General features: G+C 46.0%; 15 protein-coding genes. 3 read left to right on the top strand and 12 right to left on the bottom strand.

Annotated elements, in window-relative coordinates; translation table 11 throughout:
- Positions 1 to 188 precede the first annotated feature (188 nt).
- The 6 genes from MKZ12_RS10715 to MKZ12_RS10690 all read right to left on the bottom strand — a co-directional run bounded on the left by MKZ12_RS10715 (position 189) and on the right by MKZ12_RS10690 (position 8,218).
- The gene (locus MKZ12_RS10715) at positions 189 to 887 is read right to left on the bottom strand and encodes a hypothetical protein (protein WP_339241292.1); all 699 of its coding nucleotides are present in this window, start codon (positions 885 to 887) and stop codon (positions 189 to 191) included.
- Positions 888 to 1,067: 180 nt separating this feature from the next.
- Entirely contained in the window at positions 1,068 to 2,600 is a 1,533-nt protein-coding gene (locus tag MKZ12_RS10710; RefSeq protein ID WP_339260326.1) for an ABC transporter substrate-binding protein, read from the bottom strand.
- A 133-nt stretch (positions 2,601 to 2,733) separates the two neighbouring features.
- Positions 2,734 to 3,642 (bottom strand): carbohydrate ABC transporter permease, encoded by a 909-nt coding sequence (locus MKZ12_RS10705; protein ID WP_339241288.1) that lies wholly within the window; start codon positions 3,640 to 3,642, stop codon positions 2,734 to 2,736.
- A 17-nt stretch (positions 3,643 to 3,659) separates the two neighbouring features.
- On the bottom strand, positions 3,660 to 4,646 hold the full coding sequence (locus tag MKZ12_RS10700) for an ABC transporter permease subunit (protein WP_339241286.1): 987 nt from the start codon (positions 4,644 to 4,646) through the stop codon (positions 3,660 to 3,662).
- Positions 4,647 to 4,830: 184 nt separating this feature from the next.
- The gene (locus MKZ12_RS10695; protein ID WP_339260323.1) at positions 4,831 to 6,444 is read right to left on the bottom strand and encodes a helix-turn-helix domain-containing protein; all 1,614 of its coding nucleotides are present in this window, start codon (positions 6,442 to 6,444) and stop codon (positions 4,831 to 4,833) included.
- Positions 6,419 to 8,218: a sensor histidine kinase gene (locus tag MKZ12_RS10690; protein WP_339260321.1), complete on the bottom strand. Its 1,800-nt coding sequence runs from the start codon at positions 8,216 to 8,218 to the stop codon at positions 6,419 to 6,421. Before MKZ12_RS10690 ends, MKZ12_RS10695 begins: the two co-directional genes overlap by 26 nt.
- A 379-nt stretch (positions 8,219 to 8,597) precedes the next feature.
- On the opposite strand from MKZ12_RS10690, the gene MKZ12_RS10685 reads away from it, so the two are divergent.
- Positions 8,598 to 10,040 carry a hypothetical protein gene (locus MKZ12_RS10685; protein ID WP_339241280.1) on the top strand — a complete coding sequence of 481 codons (1,443 nt, stop codon included), beginning with the start codon at positions 8,598 to 8,600 and terminating at the stop codon, positions 10,038 to 10,040.
- A gap of 260 nt (positions 10,041 to 10,300) precedes the next feature.
- On the opposite strand, the gene MKZ12_RS10680 is transcribed toward MKZ12_RS10685, so the two are convergent.
- The 5 genes from MKZ12_RS10680 to MKZ12_RS10660 all read right to left on the bottom strand — a co-directional run bounded on the left by MKZ12_RS10680 (position 10,301) and on the right by MKZ12_RS10660 (position 15,244).
- Positions 10,301 to 10,900 carry a DUF4269 domain-containing protein gene (locus tag MKZ12_RS10680; RefSeq protein WP_339241278.1) on the bottom strand — a complete coding sequence of 200 codons (600 nt, stop codon included), beginning with the start codon at positions 10,898 to 10,900 and terminating at the stop codon, positions 10,301 to 10,303.
- Positions 10,901 to 10,902: 2 nt separating this feature from the next.
- Positions 10,903 to 11,106 (bottom strand): YwbE family protein, encoded by a 204-nt coding sequence (locus tag MKZ12_RS10675; protein ID WP_339243006.1) that lies wholly within the window; start codon positions 11,104 to 11,106, stop codon positions 10,903 to 10,905.
- Positions 11,107 to 11,319: 213 nt separating this feature from the next.
- Positions 11,320 to 12,108, bottom strand: coding sequence for a polysaccharide deacetylase family protein (locus tag MKZ12_RS10670; protein WP_339241276.1), 789 nt, complete (start codon positions 12,106 to 12,108; stop codon positions 11,320 to 11,322).
- Positions 12,109 to 12,171: 63 nt separating this feature from the next.
- Positions 12,172 to 13,113 carry an aldo/keto reductase gene (locus MKZ12_RS10665; protein WP_339260320.1) on the bottom strand — a complete coding sequence of 314 codons (942 nt, stop codon included), beginning with the start codon at positions 13,111 to 13,113 and terminating at the stop codon, positions 12,172 to 12,174.
- A gap of 106 nt (positions 13,114 to 13,219) precedes the next feature.
- Positions 13,220 to 15,244, bottom strand: a complete 2,025-nt coding sequence (locus MKZ12_RS10660) for a Na+/H+ antiporter (protein WP_339260319.1) — start codon at positions 15,242 to 15,244, stop codon at positions 13,220 to 13,222.
- A 213-nt stretch (positions 15,245 to 15,457) separates the two neighbouring features.
- Here MKZ12_RS10660 and MKZ12_RS10655 point away from each other — a divergent pair, with 213 nt between their 5' ends.
- Positions 15,458 to 15,757, top strand: a complete 300-nt coding sequence (locus MKZ12_RS10655) for a hypothetical protein (RefSeq protein WP_339260318.1) — start codon at positions 15,458 to 15,460, stop codon at positions 15,755 to 15,757.
- Between the two features lie 98 nt (positions 15,758 to 15,855).
- Here MKZ12_RS10655 and MKZ12_RS10650 read toward each other — a convergent pair whose 3' ends face one another.
- Complete coding sequence (locus tag MKZ12_RS10650) at positions 15,856 to 16,338, bottom strand: MarR family transcriptional regulator (RefSeq protein ID WP_339241265.1); 483 nt, start codon at positions 16,336 to 16,338, stop codon at positions 15,856 to 15,858.
- A 270-nt stretch (positions 16,339 to 16,608) separates the two neighbouring features.
- Here MKZ12_RS10650 and MKZ12_RS10645 point away from each other — a divergent pair, with 270 nt between their 5' ends.
- Positions 16,609 to 17,757 (top strand): FAD-dependent monooxygenase, encoded by a 1,149-nt coding sequence (locus MKZ12_RS10645; RefSeq protein WP_339260316.1) that lies wholly within the window; start codon positions 16,609 to 16,611, stop codon positions 17,755 to 17,757.
- Positions 17,758 to 17,802: the final 45 nt, after the last annotated feature.

The following is a 17,802-nucleotide window of genomic DNA, read 5'->3' as shown; positions in this document are numbered from 1 at the left end:
TACCAATTGAAGGGGGAAGGAGATAAAACCAATATTTCAGCACTAATTGCAACTTCCACGCACAAAAAGAGCCAGCCATGAGCCAGCTCTTAATCTGATTTTAGTATATCTCTTTGAACGTTCTATCTAGATTGATCTTATTCCACATCTGTTTATGTAATTATTCTTATTTTCTATAAAAATATCAACTATGGCATATCGTAATCAAACACCGTATTCGCTCCATCCACGCCTACATCGAGCACAATATCCATGAGTTTCCCGCTGACGTACAGTGGGGATTCCGCTTTCCCATAAAACTCCAATTCCCCTGTAAACGTTCCATGGGGTTCAATCTCAATATGTACTGGCCTTAATTGGACAGACCGCAAGGCTTCCAATAGTGGATCATCCTTAAACTTATAACTGCGTGCGAGATCAGGCAATAACACAGCGGATACGGGATCTCTACCGTAATTTTTGAGTGTCAGGTCACAGGTTGCTCGGGTCTCACCCGTTTTCAGTACGTTAAAGGTACATGAGCTTGCATTCTGTAGATAGGATACCGAATCTATGCCTTTAGCCTCCCACTTGGCTATATACATGAATTTATCCGTCATATACGAGTAACTGAGAACAAGAGCGAGAACAACAATCCACAACCCTTTCGCAAGTCCCGGAAACGACCGACCAATCTCTTTGCGAGTAAGATAAAAGCCACAGGCGAAGATCCCCAATCCGAGGAAAAGTGTGATATGTACACCACTTAAGTAAGATGTAGTATACGGTGATATACCTATTGCTGACAGTATTGTATCTCCAACAGAAAAACCAAGATGATGGTTAAATGTAAAGATGATCGCAAATAGCAATAAAGCCCCAGAGAACACAAGTCTGGTCCTCGACACACAAACACCCCCTAATCAACCACCTGATTATATCATATTTTTCCTAATTATGATTAACAATCCAAATCAAAAAAATAACAATAAAAGAACGTCTTCGGTTGTTCACCGAAAACGTCCTTTTGATTTGTCACCGACAAGAGCTTGTAGAATACAAGTCTCTTATCATAACTGATGATCATTTTATTTACTTTTGGCAAGGAATGCATCGAGTTGTTCCTGTTTGGCTGCAATAATTTTATCAATTCCCGCTGCTTTCAATTTTTCCAGATATTTCGGAATCATTTCATTTGGATCAACGGCGCCCGATGTCATGCCCGGCTTGAACTGTTTGTTCACGTTGTTGACTGCAGCAATTTCATTTTTGACCGATTGACTGTTGAATGTAAAGCCCAGTGCTGGGGACTTCACACCTTTGGCGTTAAATTCTTTGAACTTTTCCCACTTTTGCGGGTCTTCATTATCCCAGAGGAAGTTCAGGAACTGGTTACCAAGCTGCCACTGGGCACCTGGATTGTAGGTACGACTGTTGGCATCTACGCCTTCAGGGAGAGTAATGATATTATCCTGTCCGTCTTTTTTCACATAGTGGGTGCCTTCAATTCCGAAGTTCAGCAAGTTGTTAATTTCCTTGTCGGAATGCAGCAGGTTAATGACCTGCATCGCTTTCTCCGGTTGCTCGGAAGAACGGGAGATTGCAAGCATTGCTCCAGATGCATCACCTGTCGTGATTGTCGGCTGTGTCATCTCAATCTGAGTCAGTGGGAAACCCACATACCCTTCTTCTTCTTTATCCTTCCCTGGCTTCATGCCATCTGTCCAGAGAAACGCTTTTCCAGCCTTCGCTTGGTCTTTCGGAAATACATTGGACGTAGCAGCATCACTATTGATATATCCTGCTTGATACCACTTGCGGGCCAGTTCAGCCGCTTCTTTGAATTCAGGCGTCTCCACTTCATTCAGAACCGTTGTTCCGCCTGCAGTTTTGGAGATCACTCCAGGTACGGAAGCATCACCGAGATAATCCCAATCCAGATTCTCTAACAGCCCGTTACCATTGGTGTTGGACATATAGAATGGTGTAATGCCTGGCTCGTTTTCCTTGATTGTTTTGAGCAGTGGCTCCAGATCAGCCCAAGTCTTTACAGCCGTCAGGTCCAGCTTATACTTGTCAGCCAGATCTTTACGTACCAACACACCCCGTGTGGCAGCGAGTTCCTTATTCGTAGGAACCCCGTAATTCACGCCGTCCACCTGGGAACCTTCCAGAAAGGCAGGGTCCAGGTTTTTCTTGATATCCTGACCATAGGTATCCAGCAGATCATTCAATGGCAAGAATGCACCTTTCGCTACATTCACCGTGTAGTTCTGCCAAGCTGCAGTGAAGATAATGTCTGATTTTTCACCCGAGGAGATCATGAGATTCAGCTTGTTATCCCATTGCCCCCAGTCAATGGCATTGATCTTAAGCGTGGCTCCAATCTTCGGCTCCATCTTTTTGTTAATCTCGGCTTCCACCAGAGCGACATCCTTCTGTGGTGTCCCTGGATAAAACAGTGTCACTTCGTAGGGTTTGCCCCCACCTTCACTTGCTCCTCCGCCTTCTGCGCCAGGTGTTGTTGTTCCACCCTTGTCTGTTGAGCAAGCTGCCAGCACCAGGCTCAGCGCCATAACTGTTGCCATCATGCGTGACCATACCTTTAATGTTCTAACCAATTGAACCCCTCCTGTCATGTGTTGAACCATACAACCGATTTCCCCAATTCACAAATAAACCTGTAACTACTTCTGTATATGCCCTTTCAGTCCATCTTCATTTACCTTGCCCTCTCCGCTAACCGGTTCAGAGTTATCCCTTCACAGCGCCAACCGTAAGACCTTTGATGAAATAACGCTGGAAGAACGGATATGCCAGTACAATTGGACCAATACCGACCACAGCCATCGCCATTTGCAGCGTTTTGTTAGGCAGATTCAGCAAGCCACCCTGCGATGAAATCTGTGAAGAGACGTTGGAGTTGGTTGTTAAATATTGAATATCGAGCAGCGTTCGATACATAAGGTACTGAAGGCTGATCGTCCGGTTATCTGATATAAAAATCATGCTAAGGTACCAGTCATTCCAGTAATTCAGTGTACTGAACAACGCGACGGTTGCCATAACGGGAAGAGAGAGCGGTAGTACGATACGTGCAAACGTTCTCAATTCTCCTGCACCATCAATCCGAGCGGATTCCAGAATGGACACCGGAATGGAGTTCGCGAAGAATGTACGCATAACCAGTACAAAGAATGGGGATAGCAGTAGCGGCAGTATGAGTGCCAATATGGAGTTTTTCAGATCCAATACATTGACATAGACCAGATACCAAGGTACCAGACCTCCATTGAACAACATTGTAAAGAAGATGAAAAAGGCGAACCAGCCCCGGTAAGGCAGATCTCTTCGCGAGAGCGGATACGCATACAATGCGGTCAGCGCAACACTTGTTATGGTACCTACAACGGTAACAATAAAGGATATACCATACGAGTGAAGGATCTGATCCATATCTCTGAACAGAAACTCATAAGCCGTCAGGCTGAACTTCTCTGGAATAAGCTTATATCCATTGGCAATTACGGTTGTCTCGTCCGAAAATGAGATGGCGAAGACAAGCAGGATCGGCACAATACAGGCAACGGCATAGAATAGAAACATCGCATGAATAACGGATGCGGAACGCTTCGATACGGCTAGTGGATCATGTGATTTCACAGCTGACTTGCCTCCTCTCAAAATAATGCATTATCTTTATCTATTCGTCTTACAATGGTATTGGATACAAGAACCAGCACAAATCCGACGATGGCTTGATATAGACCTGCTGCTGATGACATTCCGATATCTCCACCGATAAGGAACGTACGATATACATAAGTATCCAGTACATTTGTTACAGGGAACAGTGCTCCTGACTCCAATGGAACCTGGTAGAACAGGCTGAAGTCCGCATAGAATATACGGCCAATCTGCAATAACGTCATAATGACGATTAAAGGTATGAGGAACGGAATGGTGATGAAGCGGATCTGATGCCATTTGGTTGCTCCATCGAGCACAGCTGCTTCATAGTATTCTTCATCGATACCCACGACAGCTGCCAGATAGATGACGGCATAATATCCAATGTTCTTCCAAGTATTCACCAGTGGCAAAATATACGGCCAATACTTCGGCTCGGAATACCAGTCGATCGGCTGACCGCCGAACATCTGCAGAATTGTGGAGTTCATGAACCCTGAATCCTTGCCCAGGAAAGCCAGTACCAGATAACTGACCACAATCATGGACAGGAAATACGGCAATAGCATAAGTGATTGATATAACTTGGACATTGCCTTGTTTTTCACTTCATTGAGCAGAATAGCAAGCCCGACACCTACAAAGAGATTCAGTGCAATAAACACGGTGTTATACGCGAGTGTATTTCGAGTAATTTCCCATGCATCACTGGTTGAGAACAAATATTTGAAATTGTCCCATCCACTCCACGGGCTTCCCCAAATACCATCAGCATAGTTTACATTTTTGAATGCGATCAGAACGCCGAACATCGGCATGTAGTTGTTCACCAGCAGAAACAGGACACCTGGCAAGAACATGAGATACAACACCTTGAATTTGCCAAGATTGTGCCACACAGACTTGCGCTTTCGGACTGTTTCTCCCGGTATTTCCGATATCCGTACTCCCTTACCCGCCTGGGGTTGTGTCTTCATAACTTGTTCTCCCTCACTCCTCTTGAATTCTTCCTCAGGATGAAGCTCCGTTGCGGCTCCTGTGGTTCAAGTATACGGCGGGGGGAGTAAGACCTCTATCTGCTGTGGTGACCTGTTGACTTATCAAATTATGACTTTAGTACCAAAAAAAACAAAACAAAGACGAAGCATGCTGCGCCTTGGACTATACGGTACGTGACTGTTTACGAAACTCCTGTGGTGTGATCCCCGTGCACTTTTTGAACATTTTGGTGAAATGCGAGTAATTATAATACCCCACCTTGCCAGCGATGTCCGTTACCTTGACGGTGGACTGGGACAACAACGTTTTCGCTTTAGCTACTCTGCCCTGCAGGATAAACTCAGATAGGGACATGCCCTTCTCTTTCCGAAACAGACGGGATAGATAAGCGGGATTGAATCCGGCAAAAGCTGCAAGTTCCTCTCGCATAAGTTCTTCACCAATATGGGTTTCAATATAAACGCACAACTGATCCACAATGGTCATAGGACTATGATCGTCCGGGTACAACACCGGGATAACACGATCAATCAGATCCGACGTCCACTGCTTCAACTGCGGCAGCGACCTTGTCACCATACTCTCTTCCGGCTCCCGTTCACCCGGATACAGACTGCGTATTGACACGTTCTTCTGATGAAGCAGTGGATAGACCACATGCAGCATGGCATGATAGTAGAGATGCAGCATTTCAGGAGACAATCCCTCCTGGGCAGCAAGCAATTCAAAAATTTCATCCACACGTTCTCGCAAATCCCCTACTTTCCCTGTCTCAAAAAGAATGGATAATTCCGAAAACCATGGAATAGGCAAAAAGCGATCTTCCTGATCTCTTCCCCGCTCATCATAGACAAAAACTTCTTCAAGCTCCTTAATATTGCGGCGTTCCATATCCATCAGTTCATTTAACATGCCTTGCAGTTCAGTTACAGCAACCGGGACACCAACATAACAGGACAATCGGCAGTAGAAATACGTACCACAATCCTGGATATACCCCTGACAACGTTGTGCCACTTCGCTCGCACTCGGGATGATGCCGTCTTGCTCGTAAGCGAGTACAATATTCAATCCACTTTGATCCTGAAACACCTCACCCGGCTTGTTGCCAAGCAGGATCTCCCTGGCTGCATTACGGAGCGCATATTCCAGCACCTCCTCGTCGCGCAGGTCAAACTCACGCAGCCACTCCTCTACCGAGATCACAATGGGTAACACACGAGCCTGCGGATCAATCTCGGCACCATACAATTCTGCGAGCTCTTGCAACCGTTGTTTGGTTAACGTGATGCGCTGAGAGATGGCATCTTTCCAGAAGCGTTCTGTTAGTAGCGGTTTATGGGTCTTCCAGCGTTTGTATACGGTCTCATAAACTTCGTTGGTACGGGTACGCTGCTCTCCATCCTTGATCTTCTCCACCGCCTGGGTTACTACCTTAATCAATTGATCCGCTGGAGCCGGCTTCAACACATAATCAAAGCTATTTAGCTTGATGGCTGTCTGAGCATAATCGAATAAAGCATGCCCAGTCAGGAAAATGGTCAGTATGCCTGGATCATGTTTTAACACCCAGCTTTGCAGGTCAAGTCCTGTTTCACCAGGCATCTCAATATCACAGATCATAATATCAATAGCATTTGCTCTTAAGATTTCTCTTGCCTCTTCGGCATCACAAGCACTGAATACCTGCTCGACGCCTGCTGCTTGCCAGTTAACGCCTTCCACCATCGCTTGTAATGCGTACATTTCATCATCCACGATCAACAGGTTCCGCATGGGCTCCCCCTTCTTCCTCTTCGGTCTGTGCGGGCAAATCAATGATGACTTTGGCGCCATGATCCGCCCCATTTCCAAACTGCAAACTGGCTTGATCACCATACTTCACTAAAAGCCGATGAGCCACGTTCCATATACCGATATGCTGTCCACTCGGGTCTTCAGTGTATTGTCCATGTTGCAGACGCTCCAATAACTCCTTATCAAAACCGACACCATTATCTGCAATCATCAATTGAAGCACCGTGCCATCGACCTGACCGGATGAGTTCGTACCGAAACGTGCCACGATCCGAATGACGAAGGCTTGCGTCCGGCGCTGAAATCCATGAATAATGGCATTCTCCACAAAGGGCTGAATGGTTAAAGGAGGAATCACATAATGCTCCAGATTCGGTTCGACATCCAGTTCAAAATCGAATCTGCTTGGAAACCTCAGCTTTTGAATTTCCAAGTAATGACGAATGTGCTCCAGCTCTTCATCCAGACGAATGACACGTTTGCCTGCGCGCAGACTGAATCGAAAATAATCGGCAAGATGACCCGCCATCTGCTGCACCAACTCATGCTTTTGCAAGGAAGCCAGACTATGAATAATATTAAGTGAATTCAGGTAAAAGTGAGGATTAATTTGCATCTGTAATTGTTTGAACTCTGCCTCCCGCGTTCGCAGTTGTTCCTCATACACATCAATCTTCAGATGCCTGATCTCACTGGTCATCTGATTGAAACTTCGTGTCATAAATTCAAGTTCCGAAGAAGATGGCGGGTCCAGCTTCACATCGAGATCTCCACGGCTCACCCTTCTCATACCTCGAATCAACGCATTCATTGGGCGGAATAACAGATGCCGCAAAAAGATCAGTGCAGTAACCAGAATTACTGCCGCACCGATGGGGAGCAGACGAATGATCTGCTGGAAAAACGGGAGGTTACGCATCATGTCTTCCTCAGGCAGCAGCACGATATAATTCATCTGGGACATCGCCGAGGCAATACCCAACATCAGATATTGACGTGCTTCTCCCTTGTTCACAACTTCGGAGATCACCTGATACGGATCTTTCAGGCCAGGAAGATGCGCTGCAGCAAGCTGAATCTGTGCAGTAGTCAAAGTGGAATCAGATAATGCGCCACCGTCTGTTCCAACAATAACTGCGCCACTCCGATCCCCGGATTCAGTGAATGGTTGTGTGTGATTCAATGCATTCATATCGACAAGTGCACCTGCATAGAACTGCTGGTTGATTCGCACCGTTTTGACCAGTGCATTCCACGTCCCGCCACGCACGATGCTCCATTCCGGCTTCTGGATATCCCCTTCCAATTGCTGCATCTGGACAGGCATACTCTCCTGCACAACCGACTTTTTGACATCATAATTGCCTGAAGTGGCGAGCAGCAGATCATCATTCACGGCATCATATAGAAAAAAAGAATCGATTAGATTATAAAAACCGATATCTGTCATGAATTTGTTCATAATTCGTTGCTTGGCAATAATATAATCGCCGCTGCCATATTTCAGAAAAAACAGAGAGATAATATCCGGGTCCCTCTCGCCCAGACTATATAAATACCGATTCGTCTCCTGTAATACACGTTCATTCTGCTCCACACTCTTGGCGAGATGACTCATATTGGTGAGGGATACTTTGTCACGGACGACTTTCATGGCGTAGACGTTGTTGTAATAAAGCAGCATGAATAGTGGCAGCATGATCAATGTAAGACCCACGATAAATTTAAAACGAAGTGAACGGATCAAGTTCATGGATTCCCGCCCTTTTGGAGGTAGTTCAAGAAGTCTGCTTTTGAACACACACTTTTTTTGATTCAACATCATTTTTTTCTATTTTCTTCCTTATGATGGCATGTTTATTGTAATCACCCCTGCTTGCCATTGTCTATGGGTTCCCGTGACCTTCATATGTCAATTCTGGTGACTTTCATCCGCTCCCATTTCGATAGTAACAAGCTTCATGTTGTAATAAATTCTCCAGTTGTAAAAAAAATCCTTCATTATTACTCTGAAGCTTCTCCCTAAAAATAAATGATGTAGCAAGCCCCGGACTCCACGAACGCCCGGTCTTGACATGCATACGATATATCACTCCTTGGGTTATTCACCAGGATGTAGGGAGGCCTGTTCAATGAATATTCAACTCACTGCATTACATTATGTCTATCTGGCATTTATCGTCTTGATCATCGCCGTAATGATCCGGCGCAGGGACACCACGATCATCTGTGTCGCGGGTATTATGACCATTGGACTTCTGGCAACCGAAACCTTAAGCGGCTCAGTTGCCGGGATCTTCAGCAGTTTTATCTATGCAACAAAAGAATTGATAAGTACGATCTTTATCATCTCGATTATTGTAGCGATGAGCCGTGTTCTGATCAGAACCGGTATTAATGAGGTCATGGTGACACCCGTCACCCGGTTTATCCGTTCTCCTCAGGTCGCATATTGGGGTATCGGATTGATTATGATGGTCGTATCGCTATTTTTCTGGCCATCGCCGGCCGTAGCACTCGTCGGTGCAGTTCTTCTTCCTGTAGCGGTGCGTGTAGGTCTTCCTCCCATTGGAGCTGCCATTGCCATGAACCTGTTTGGACACGGGATTGCACTGTCAGGAGATTACATTATTCAGGGGGCTCCCAAACTCACAGCTGATGCAGCCGGTCTACCCGTTACTTCCGTCATGACGGCCAGCATCCCTTTGGTTATTGTCATGGGAACCGTATCTACCCTTACAGCCTTCTGGATGCTGCGCAAAGAGATGAGATCAGGCTCACCTGTTCATTCCCCAGATGCCATATCAGGTACCGTGAGCACGGAACCCTCTTCCTCATCAGAGACTGTGCCCACCACCCTACCTGCTAATCAGCCTGTTCAAGGTCAAGTGATGTCACCCCGTCTGCAAAAAGCTTTTGCACTGCTTATCCCTCTGTTATTCGCAGTTGATGTGATTCTGATGTTTGTATTGAAGTTGCAAGGCGGCGATGCAACCGCTCTGATTGGTGGAACCGCTGTGGTCATACTGATCGCTGTCACCCTTGCCGCACATCGTCATGCTGGACCTGAGGAAACGACCCATTATTTAATAGAAGGATTTCAGTTTGGTTTCAAGGTATTTGGACCGGTTATTCCCATAGCTGCGTTTTTTTATCTGGGAGATGCTGCAATTACGGAGTTGTTCAGCAACCCTCTTCCTGAAGGTTCTCACGGGATCGTGAATGATCTCGGGGTCGCACTTGCTGGACTGGTACCACTGAATGGAACCGTGGGCGCAATTACAATGACGGTGACCGGAGCAGTGACCGGAATGGATGGTTCGGGGTTCTCGGGTATTTCCCTGGTTGGCTCGATTGCGTCCATGTTCGCAGGTTCGGCAGGTTCTGCACCTGTGCTGACCGCGCTGGGTCAGGTTGCAGCCATATGGGTAGGTGGCGGAACCTTGATTCCATGGGCGTTAATTCCTGCTGCTGCAATCTGCGGAGTCAGTCCTTTTGAACTTGCAAGACGCAACCTGAAGCCTGTATTGCTGGGACTTACGGTAACGACGATTGTAGCTATCTTTCTGATCTGAGCAAAGGTTATTTACACTGACACTTCGATGACAGAAGCACCTTCCAATCGCTGTTATTCCCAGATTTTTTGATTCCCTTGATAAAGCGAAAATCAGGTAATAAGCATATGCTTCCGATGTAGCTTTCTTTCAGAAAGCTTTTAGGCGAAGTGTATGCTTTCGAAGTAGCTTTCTTGTAGAAAGCTTGTAGCTTCGCTTTTTCAGTTTTTTCTGTCCTCTCCGTTATCGTGTAAATGATTAGTTCATCTCAAATAGACATTTTAAAAAAACGTGCGTGAACGCGCCCATCTCCAGAGCTCTTCACGCTTCATCTCGGCCAGATGCAGCATCTCCACATATGGATCTCCCTGTAATCCAAGTACAGAAGCAAATGCAGGCTCCGTCTTCCACCCTGCTTGTTTTAGTCTGCGGATCTCACGATGTCCTGCGTCTCCCCACAGTTGTAACAATCTCCACTCCACAATCATATGTAGGTATGCATTCTGCCTGTTAACTGGCACGGATTGGGCAAAAATCTCCACAGGCCAATGTCCCACTTGCAAATGACAAGTCACATAAGGACGTTGGTCTGGAAGATCCCCACCACGAACACATTGAAACTCACCAATCGCTCCGATCTGTTCATACATCTCAGCTTCAAAGGCATCCAGATCCTCCGCATAACACAGCAGATCCAGATCACTGCCAGGAACATCAACATCAATCGGTACTGTGCCCGCCGGATAGGGGTGGTAGGCAGCTAATAGTTCGAGCAAACCACTGCTCTGTATTACGCGATATGCGTCCTGCTGACGTGCATTACCCGAAGCCAGATGTGCCATTACTTCTGCGGTCGTGCTCATTTCAACGCCTTGAGCCACAGTTAGTTCGATCCTGTAATGACCTGTTTCACACGTCCAACTTGGCCACTCGTCAGTCGTACTTTGATTCCGTGTGGATGGGTAGGGGACTTGGTTAACAGATCCTTTACAATGCCACGTGTCAGCTTACCTGTAGCTTGGTCCTGCTTCAATACAATATCCACTTCAAGACCCGGTTTAATATTTATTCGTTGTTGTCCATTCATCATGTTCACTCTCCTCTATGTCATCATTCATATCATGGTTCAAGTAGCTCTTCATACAAAGCTCCATCTATTGTAGACGTTTTGGTTTCAAAACAAAAGGGAGACAGACAACACTTCCCACTCCTGGATTCATGTTTCATATGGAGATCAAATATAAAGAAACCGCAGGTCTCTATATCCCGAGGCCTGCGGTTTCTAATTGAATTGCAATATCTAGGGCTTCACATGCTTCAACGAAGAAGAAGGTGCAGCCCCATCCTTCGCAGCTTCACGTGCCTTCACAGCAAGCAGCTCAGACACCGTCACGAATCGATATCCCTGCTGCTGTAACTTTGGCAAAATCGTTTTGAGTGCAGCTACCGTATGGGATTTGCCTTCCACCTTATCATGGAAGAGTACAATATCCCCATTACGGGCGTTATTCAGTACTTTTTTAACGATAGCCGACACACCTGGGGAAGCCCAGTCTCGTGTATCCTGATGCCAGGACCAGAGTACGATGGTATACCCTTTTTGTTTGGCAGCCTGAATGACCATATCATTGTAATAACCGCCAGGCGGTCTGAACAACAAGGGCCGCTCCGCACCCGCTTCAATGATGGAACTTTCCGCTGCGTTCATATCCTTCATGTACTTGTCCGCACGTGTTGATCGGACTGCATACGTGTGCGCATACGTATGATTGGCGATTTCATGCCCTTCGAGCTGTTCCTGCTTAATCAGTTCAGGAAATTTCTCTGCCCATTTGCCTAGTACAAAAAAGGTTCCTTTGGCTTGATATTGCTGAAGCAATGCCAGAATCTGCGGAGTCTGAACCGGATCTGGTCCATCATCAAAGGTCAGAGCGATGAGTTTATCCTGTGTGGGAACTTCCCACACGATCTCTCCTCGTTCCTCATAATACTGACGGTTCTTCTGTACAGGCTTCGCATAAGCAGAACTGCTACCCAGCAAAATAATTAGCGTGAACAATCCGATGACTCGGGCTGCCTTCAGGTTCATGTTGTGTCCTCACTTTGTCTTCAAACGTAAACTCCCTGTTAGCATTTCCCGATTCACCCGAACTCATGAACGAAAGATCTGATCCACGACGGCAATTTCTTCAGCAGTTAATTCCACATTTAATGTTTGCAGATTGTTAATGACCTGCTCTGGTCTCTTGGCACCTGGAATCAGTGCATCAATCGATGGCTGCGTCAGGTACCAGGCCAGAACCAGATGAGCAACCTCAACATCCTTGGATTGTGCTATGCTGCGCAGTTGCTCAACTTTATCCAAATTTTCGATGAAGGCTTCACCCGTGAACAGCGGATTCTTCGCCCGTCCATCCTGAAAGGTTGTATTACGATTATATTTACCACCGAGCAGTCCAGCTGCCAGTGGGAAGTAAGGCACAAAAGAAATATTATGCTCAGCCGTATACGGCAACAGCTCTTTCTCCGCTTCTCTTTTGAACAGATTATATTCTGACTGTAATACGTCTACATGCCCGTCTTTGTTGGCTTCACGTAACTGATCAATGGAGAAATTAGATACGCCAATCGCACGAATTTTACCAGCGTCTTTTAATTGTTTTAACGCATCTACCGCTTCATCCTTAGGCGTATGTTCATCCGGAAAGTGAATGTAGAACAGATCAATGTAATCCGTTTGCAGACGTTTCAACGCCTCATCTACGGATGTCTTCAGAAAAGCAGGTGAGTTATCCATGACAATCTTGCCATCCACCAATTTATGAGCTGCCTTGGTCGCAATGATGGTATTCTGACGCTGACCGGTTTCCTTCAATACTTCGCCGATCAATCGCTCTGAATGCTCAGGTCCGTAAATATATGCCGTATCCAGAAAGTTAATCCCTTGTTTCAAAGCTGTACGAACTACTTCCTTACCCGTCTCATCATTCAGCATATCCGGATAGATATTATGCCCTCCTACAGCATTTGCACCCAGTCCAATGGGATTTACGACCAGATCGGTCTTGCCCAACCGTATTTGTTGTTTTACCATGTCTCATCTCTCCCTTACTGATCGATATATAATGGATAGTGATTCATTTTCTTGTTCCATAGTATATCAGACCGTTTAACTTATTTAAAATATCGGATTTATCGGATTAGGTGTTTTTCAGCGCAGTTGCTTCCACATCATTAATAAACCGGCGCAGCTTGGCAGCCACATCACGATTAATCTCACCGTTCTCATACAATTGTTGCACTGTATTGCGCTGTTCCTGAATCGCCACCATCTGCAACTCAAGCTTCTCCTGATTAAACGGATCTTCCGTTTTCCCTTGGTTCCAGGTTCGCAGTTTGGCAATGACACGTTCATATTTGGCGATGACTGACAAAGCTACGATTCGATTCCCATCGTTCATATGGGCACGAATGGCCTTAATTGCCGCTTCAGAGGTGCGTAACTTCACCTGACGGAAAAGTTCTGCATTTTCTAGCATGAATGGTTGACTCGGCTTCTGGGATCGATTGGTGAATAGATGACCCAGCATACGCCCGATCTCATTGATTGAGGTCATCATCTGAGTGTTTGCGCGATTGGCCAACATCATTTCCTTGCGATCCAGCCAACTGTCACATTTGAAAGCAGCATCGGAAGCAATTGCATTTTCATCCAGCATCGCTTCGATTTCTTTTCGCTCCGCTCGGGTGGCAATCAGGTTAATAGCCGTTTCCTGTTTCTGGATATATTTACGTTTATCCGCGGTAAGCTGACCTGCGGCCTGCCTAATATATTTGGATAGATCGGAGACGACCGCGAGTGCTGCAGCTTTGTTTTCATCATTCATTTCGGATTTGACAGCCCGTATTGCGGCATTCAGCATAATGTCATGTGCTTTTCGCTCGGACTTCTGTGGTGTTTCTTCGGTGGATCCCCCAGCGTTCTTAGCCAAAACCGGAAGAAACACACTCGCCGCAATCAGGGAGAAAAGGATAACCCCTGCCGCCAGGAAAATAATGAGATCCCGTTCAGGGAAAGGTGAACCATCCTGAAGCACATAAGGAATGGAGAAGGCACCCGCCAATGTGACAGCCCCACGTACCCCAGATAGGGAAATAATCGTGATATCCTTGAATTTGGGCCTGCCTATAGAGGATTTGGTACGCAGCCATTCATTCCCTTGCCAGAACAGATAGATCCAGAGAAAGCGCAGAACCAGCAGTAGCACCGAGATCAAGCCCACATAGCCCAGCACTTGCAGATTATTAAACGAAACATTTTCGAAAATGGTACTTAAAACATCCGGGACCTGTACACCCAGAATTACAAACACCAGACCATTTAGTATAAATAAAATGACTGACCATGTGCTGGCAGATACCACCTGCATTTTCAGCTGAACCGATTCAGCGCGGTCACGCTCAATGGCGTGGATAATACCGCCTGCCACTACCGCAAGAATACCTGATACCCCAATTTCTTCACTTACCAGATAGATGATAAATGGCGTGAGTATTTGCAACAGCATGTGAATTGTTACATCTTCCATGCCCAGTCTGCGAATCCACATCCCGAGCCGGATTAATAGAAAAGATAACAATGCACCGACGAGAAGTCCGCCAATGGCAATCAGAATAAAACTGAAGGTTGCCTGTGCCAGGGAAAACACACCTGTGACCGTGGCTGCAATGGCGAATTTGAAGGCGACCAAGCCGGATGCATCATTCATTAATGCTTCACCTTCAAGAAGCCTATGTATGCTTTTAGGCAAATGTACTCGTCCTGCCATAGCACCAACAGCCACTGCATCTGTCGGGGACAATATGGCTGCAAGAGCAAAAGCCGCGGGTAACGGAATCGTAGGAATCAGCCAATGAATGGCATATCCCGCCACAACCACCGTCACGAACACAAGTCCCAACGCAAGCAGAAGGATAGGTGCACGGAGATTCCATAATTCATTCCGTGGTGTTCGCTTCCCGTCGTTGTATAACAATGGTGCGATGAAAAGTACAAAGAACAATTCCGGATTCAACTGCAAGTGTACCCCGGCAGGAAGCAGAGCTATGGCTACACCGAGCACGATTTGAATGAGCGGAACGGGAATAAAAGGTACAAACCGGTTGAGGATGTTCGATAAACCGATCAGTACCAGTAAAACAAGTACGGCTATAAATATTTCCATGATGACAATCCCTTTCCGCTATAGAAGTGTGAAACCTTTGTTGTATAGGTTTATTTTAACATAATCCAGACTTTGTTATAAAAATGTTGTCATATTCATATACCCAATCATCTCGTCTCAGACTAGTCTATTTTGAAGAATTCTGATGGATTCTGTATATAAGATGTTACAATATGCTCAGGACAATACCCGTTTGGAAAGGAACTTGTATCTATGGCATTTGGAATTAAACGACAAGAGTTGGCTGCGTGGAAGGAACAAGTTGCTCGTGGTGAGATTGCGTACCTCACTCATTTCTGGATTGACAACCGATTCCCCGGCATCACCAGTGTCACCAAAGTTGGCTGTGCAGATCTGGAACGTCTCGAGTGTTGGTGTAACGATCACGGGTTGGACCCCCGATATATTCATCAGCGGCAGCCATTTCCCCACTTTGACCTGATGGGCAGGAAACAAAAAGAAGTGTTGATTCAGGAAGGATTGACGGATCATGTGGTTCGCTTTCATTTGTGAACAAACTCAAAAACGCCAGTCTTCAAGGCTCATCCCCCCCGCAAAAAGGGACGAACTCATGAGGACTGACGTCTTCAAAAGAACAAGTCATATATGCATTATCGATGGATCTGCTCAAACGACTTCATGTTCTCCAGCAGTTTCAGTTCAATTTTCTTCAACATGCCGAACATCTGCTGCTGCTCCTCTTCGGAAAGTGCTTGTAACAATTCCCAGGTCATTCGGCCACGATTCGCATTAAGTGTCTTCGCAAGCTGCGCCCCTTCATCCGTTAAGGACAGCCAAACAATTCTACGATCTTCTTCACTGCGCACCCGCTGGATCAAGCCTTCCGTTTCCAGTTGATTCAGTACAATCGTGGTTGCACCGGAGGACAAGCTGAGTTGTCTCGCCACATCAACCGCCATACAGCGTTGTTCACGTAAAATCATGCCCAATATATGACTTTTTGTCGGATTCAGTTTACAGTTGGTTTCGGTCTTCTGCTGCTGATCCAATACTTTATTTTTATATCTGAAGAAGGCCTCCAACAATTGATCTACATTTGCCAATTGAGAGTTTCGCTCCGTATCCGGGCTCATAAACGTTCCTCCTGCCTTTCATCATAACCTACCTTATATTGTAACATATTTACACTATGATGTTTGTGAAAAATACGCTTGTATTGGACACCTTATACTCTACCGAAAGACTTGTGTTCTATTTTGGGTTGCACCTATTGCATTATGGCAACGGGTTTGTTTATAATAACCTATATCTTCAAAGTTACTTTTAGTTACTTAATGATTTTAATAAATTTGTTGTTATAAAGTAAACAAGAGTCACCATTATACTGCAAGGGACTTATGCACATGAATCAGAACTTACAATCACCATTAAAAACGGATGTTTGCATCGTCGGCGCTGGGCCAGGTGGTGCCTTACTTTCATATTTACTGAATCAAAAAGGAATATCCACGATGCTCATAGAGCGGCAACCCCACCTGCACAAATCGTTCCGCGGAGAGTTGCTCAATGTGGACGGCGAAACAATTTTAAATAAACACGGCCTCTATTCCCTCGTCAAGGAACGTGGAGCACTGCTCTTGGAGCAGATTCAATATTGGGAAAATGGTCAGATTGTTCATACAATATCCCCGGGTAACGGAGAATCTCATGTGGGTATTCATGTTCCGCAAGATCATCTCCTGGAAGCCATCACGTCGCACGCTCAGCAACACAGTTCAAACGAACCAGTACGATTCAATACGATAATGACGGGTATGCTACGAGACAAAAACGGCCATATCGTTGGTATTAACATTCGACAGAACGGCGTGCCCGCCTCCATCGAAGCATCTGTTATTGTCGGTGCTGATGGCAGATACTCTGCTGTACGCAAACATTCCGGTTTGACCCCCGAAATTCGCAAGCATGGGTATGATCTACTGTGGGCGCGTATTCCGGCACCGATAGGTTGGGAACCGGCTGTTCGGATGGCCAGCATGGATGGTCAACAGCTCGCACTATTCTCACAGTTTGGCGGTTATGTTCAGATTGGCTGGAACATCCCCGAAGGAGCATACTCCAAGCTGCGAGAGCAGCCGATTGCTCCTTTTGTAGACAAACTTGTCTCCGCATTTCCTTGCCTGTCTGATTCTGTAGCTGCCAACATTCAGAGCTGGAGTGATTTTGTTCTGTTATCTGTCGAAAGCAGCTATTGCCAGTCGTGGGCACAAGACAATGTTGTACTCATCGGTGATGCCGCTCATACCATGACCCCAACCGGTGCGTTCGGACTTAATGCTGCGCTCGAAGATGCGGATGTGCTCTCCGAATTACTTGTTCAGATGGCCACAGACCAATTCAATTCCACTGCACAACTTCAGGAACTTCAGACGATTCGCGGAGCGAAGGTTCAACAGCAACTTGCACGACAAGTGGAGATGGAGTCGTCTTTTCAGCAGCGCTATGAATCTTTTCTTCAAAACCCGATAAGATCACCTGACACGAATACATGAATTCACTTGCTGCAAAAGCAAAAAAGGTGGCATCCCTGATCAGGA

It is taken from the genome of Paenibacillus sp. FSL R5-0713, from assembly GCF_037973325.1.
Classification (GTDB): Bacteria; Bacillota; Bacilli; order Paenibacillales; family Paenibacillaceae; genus Paenibacillus.
This window is presented reverse-complemented; position numbering and strand designations above follow the sequence as displayed.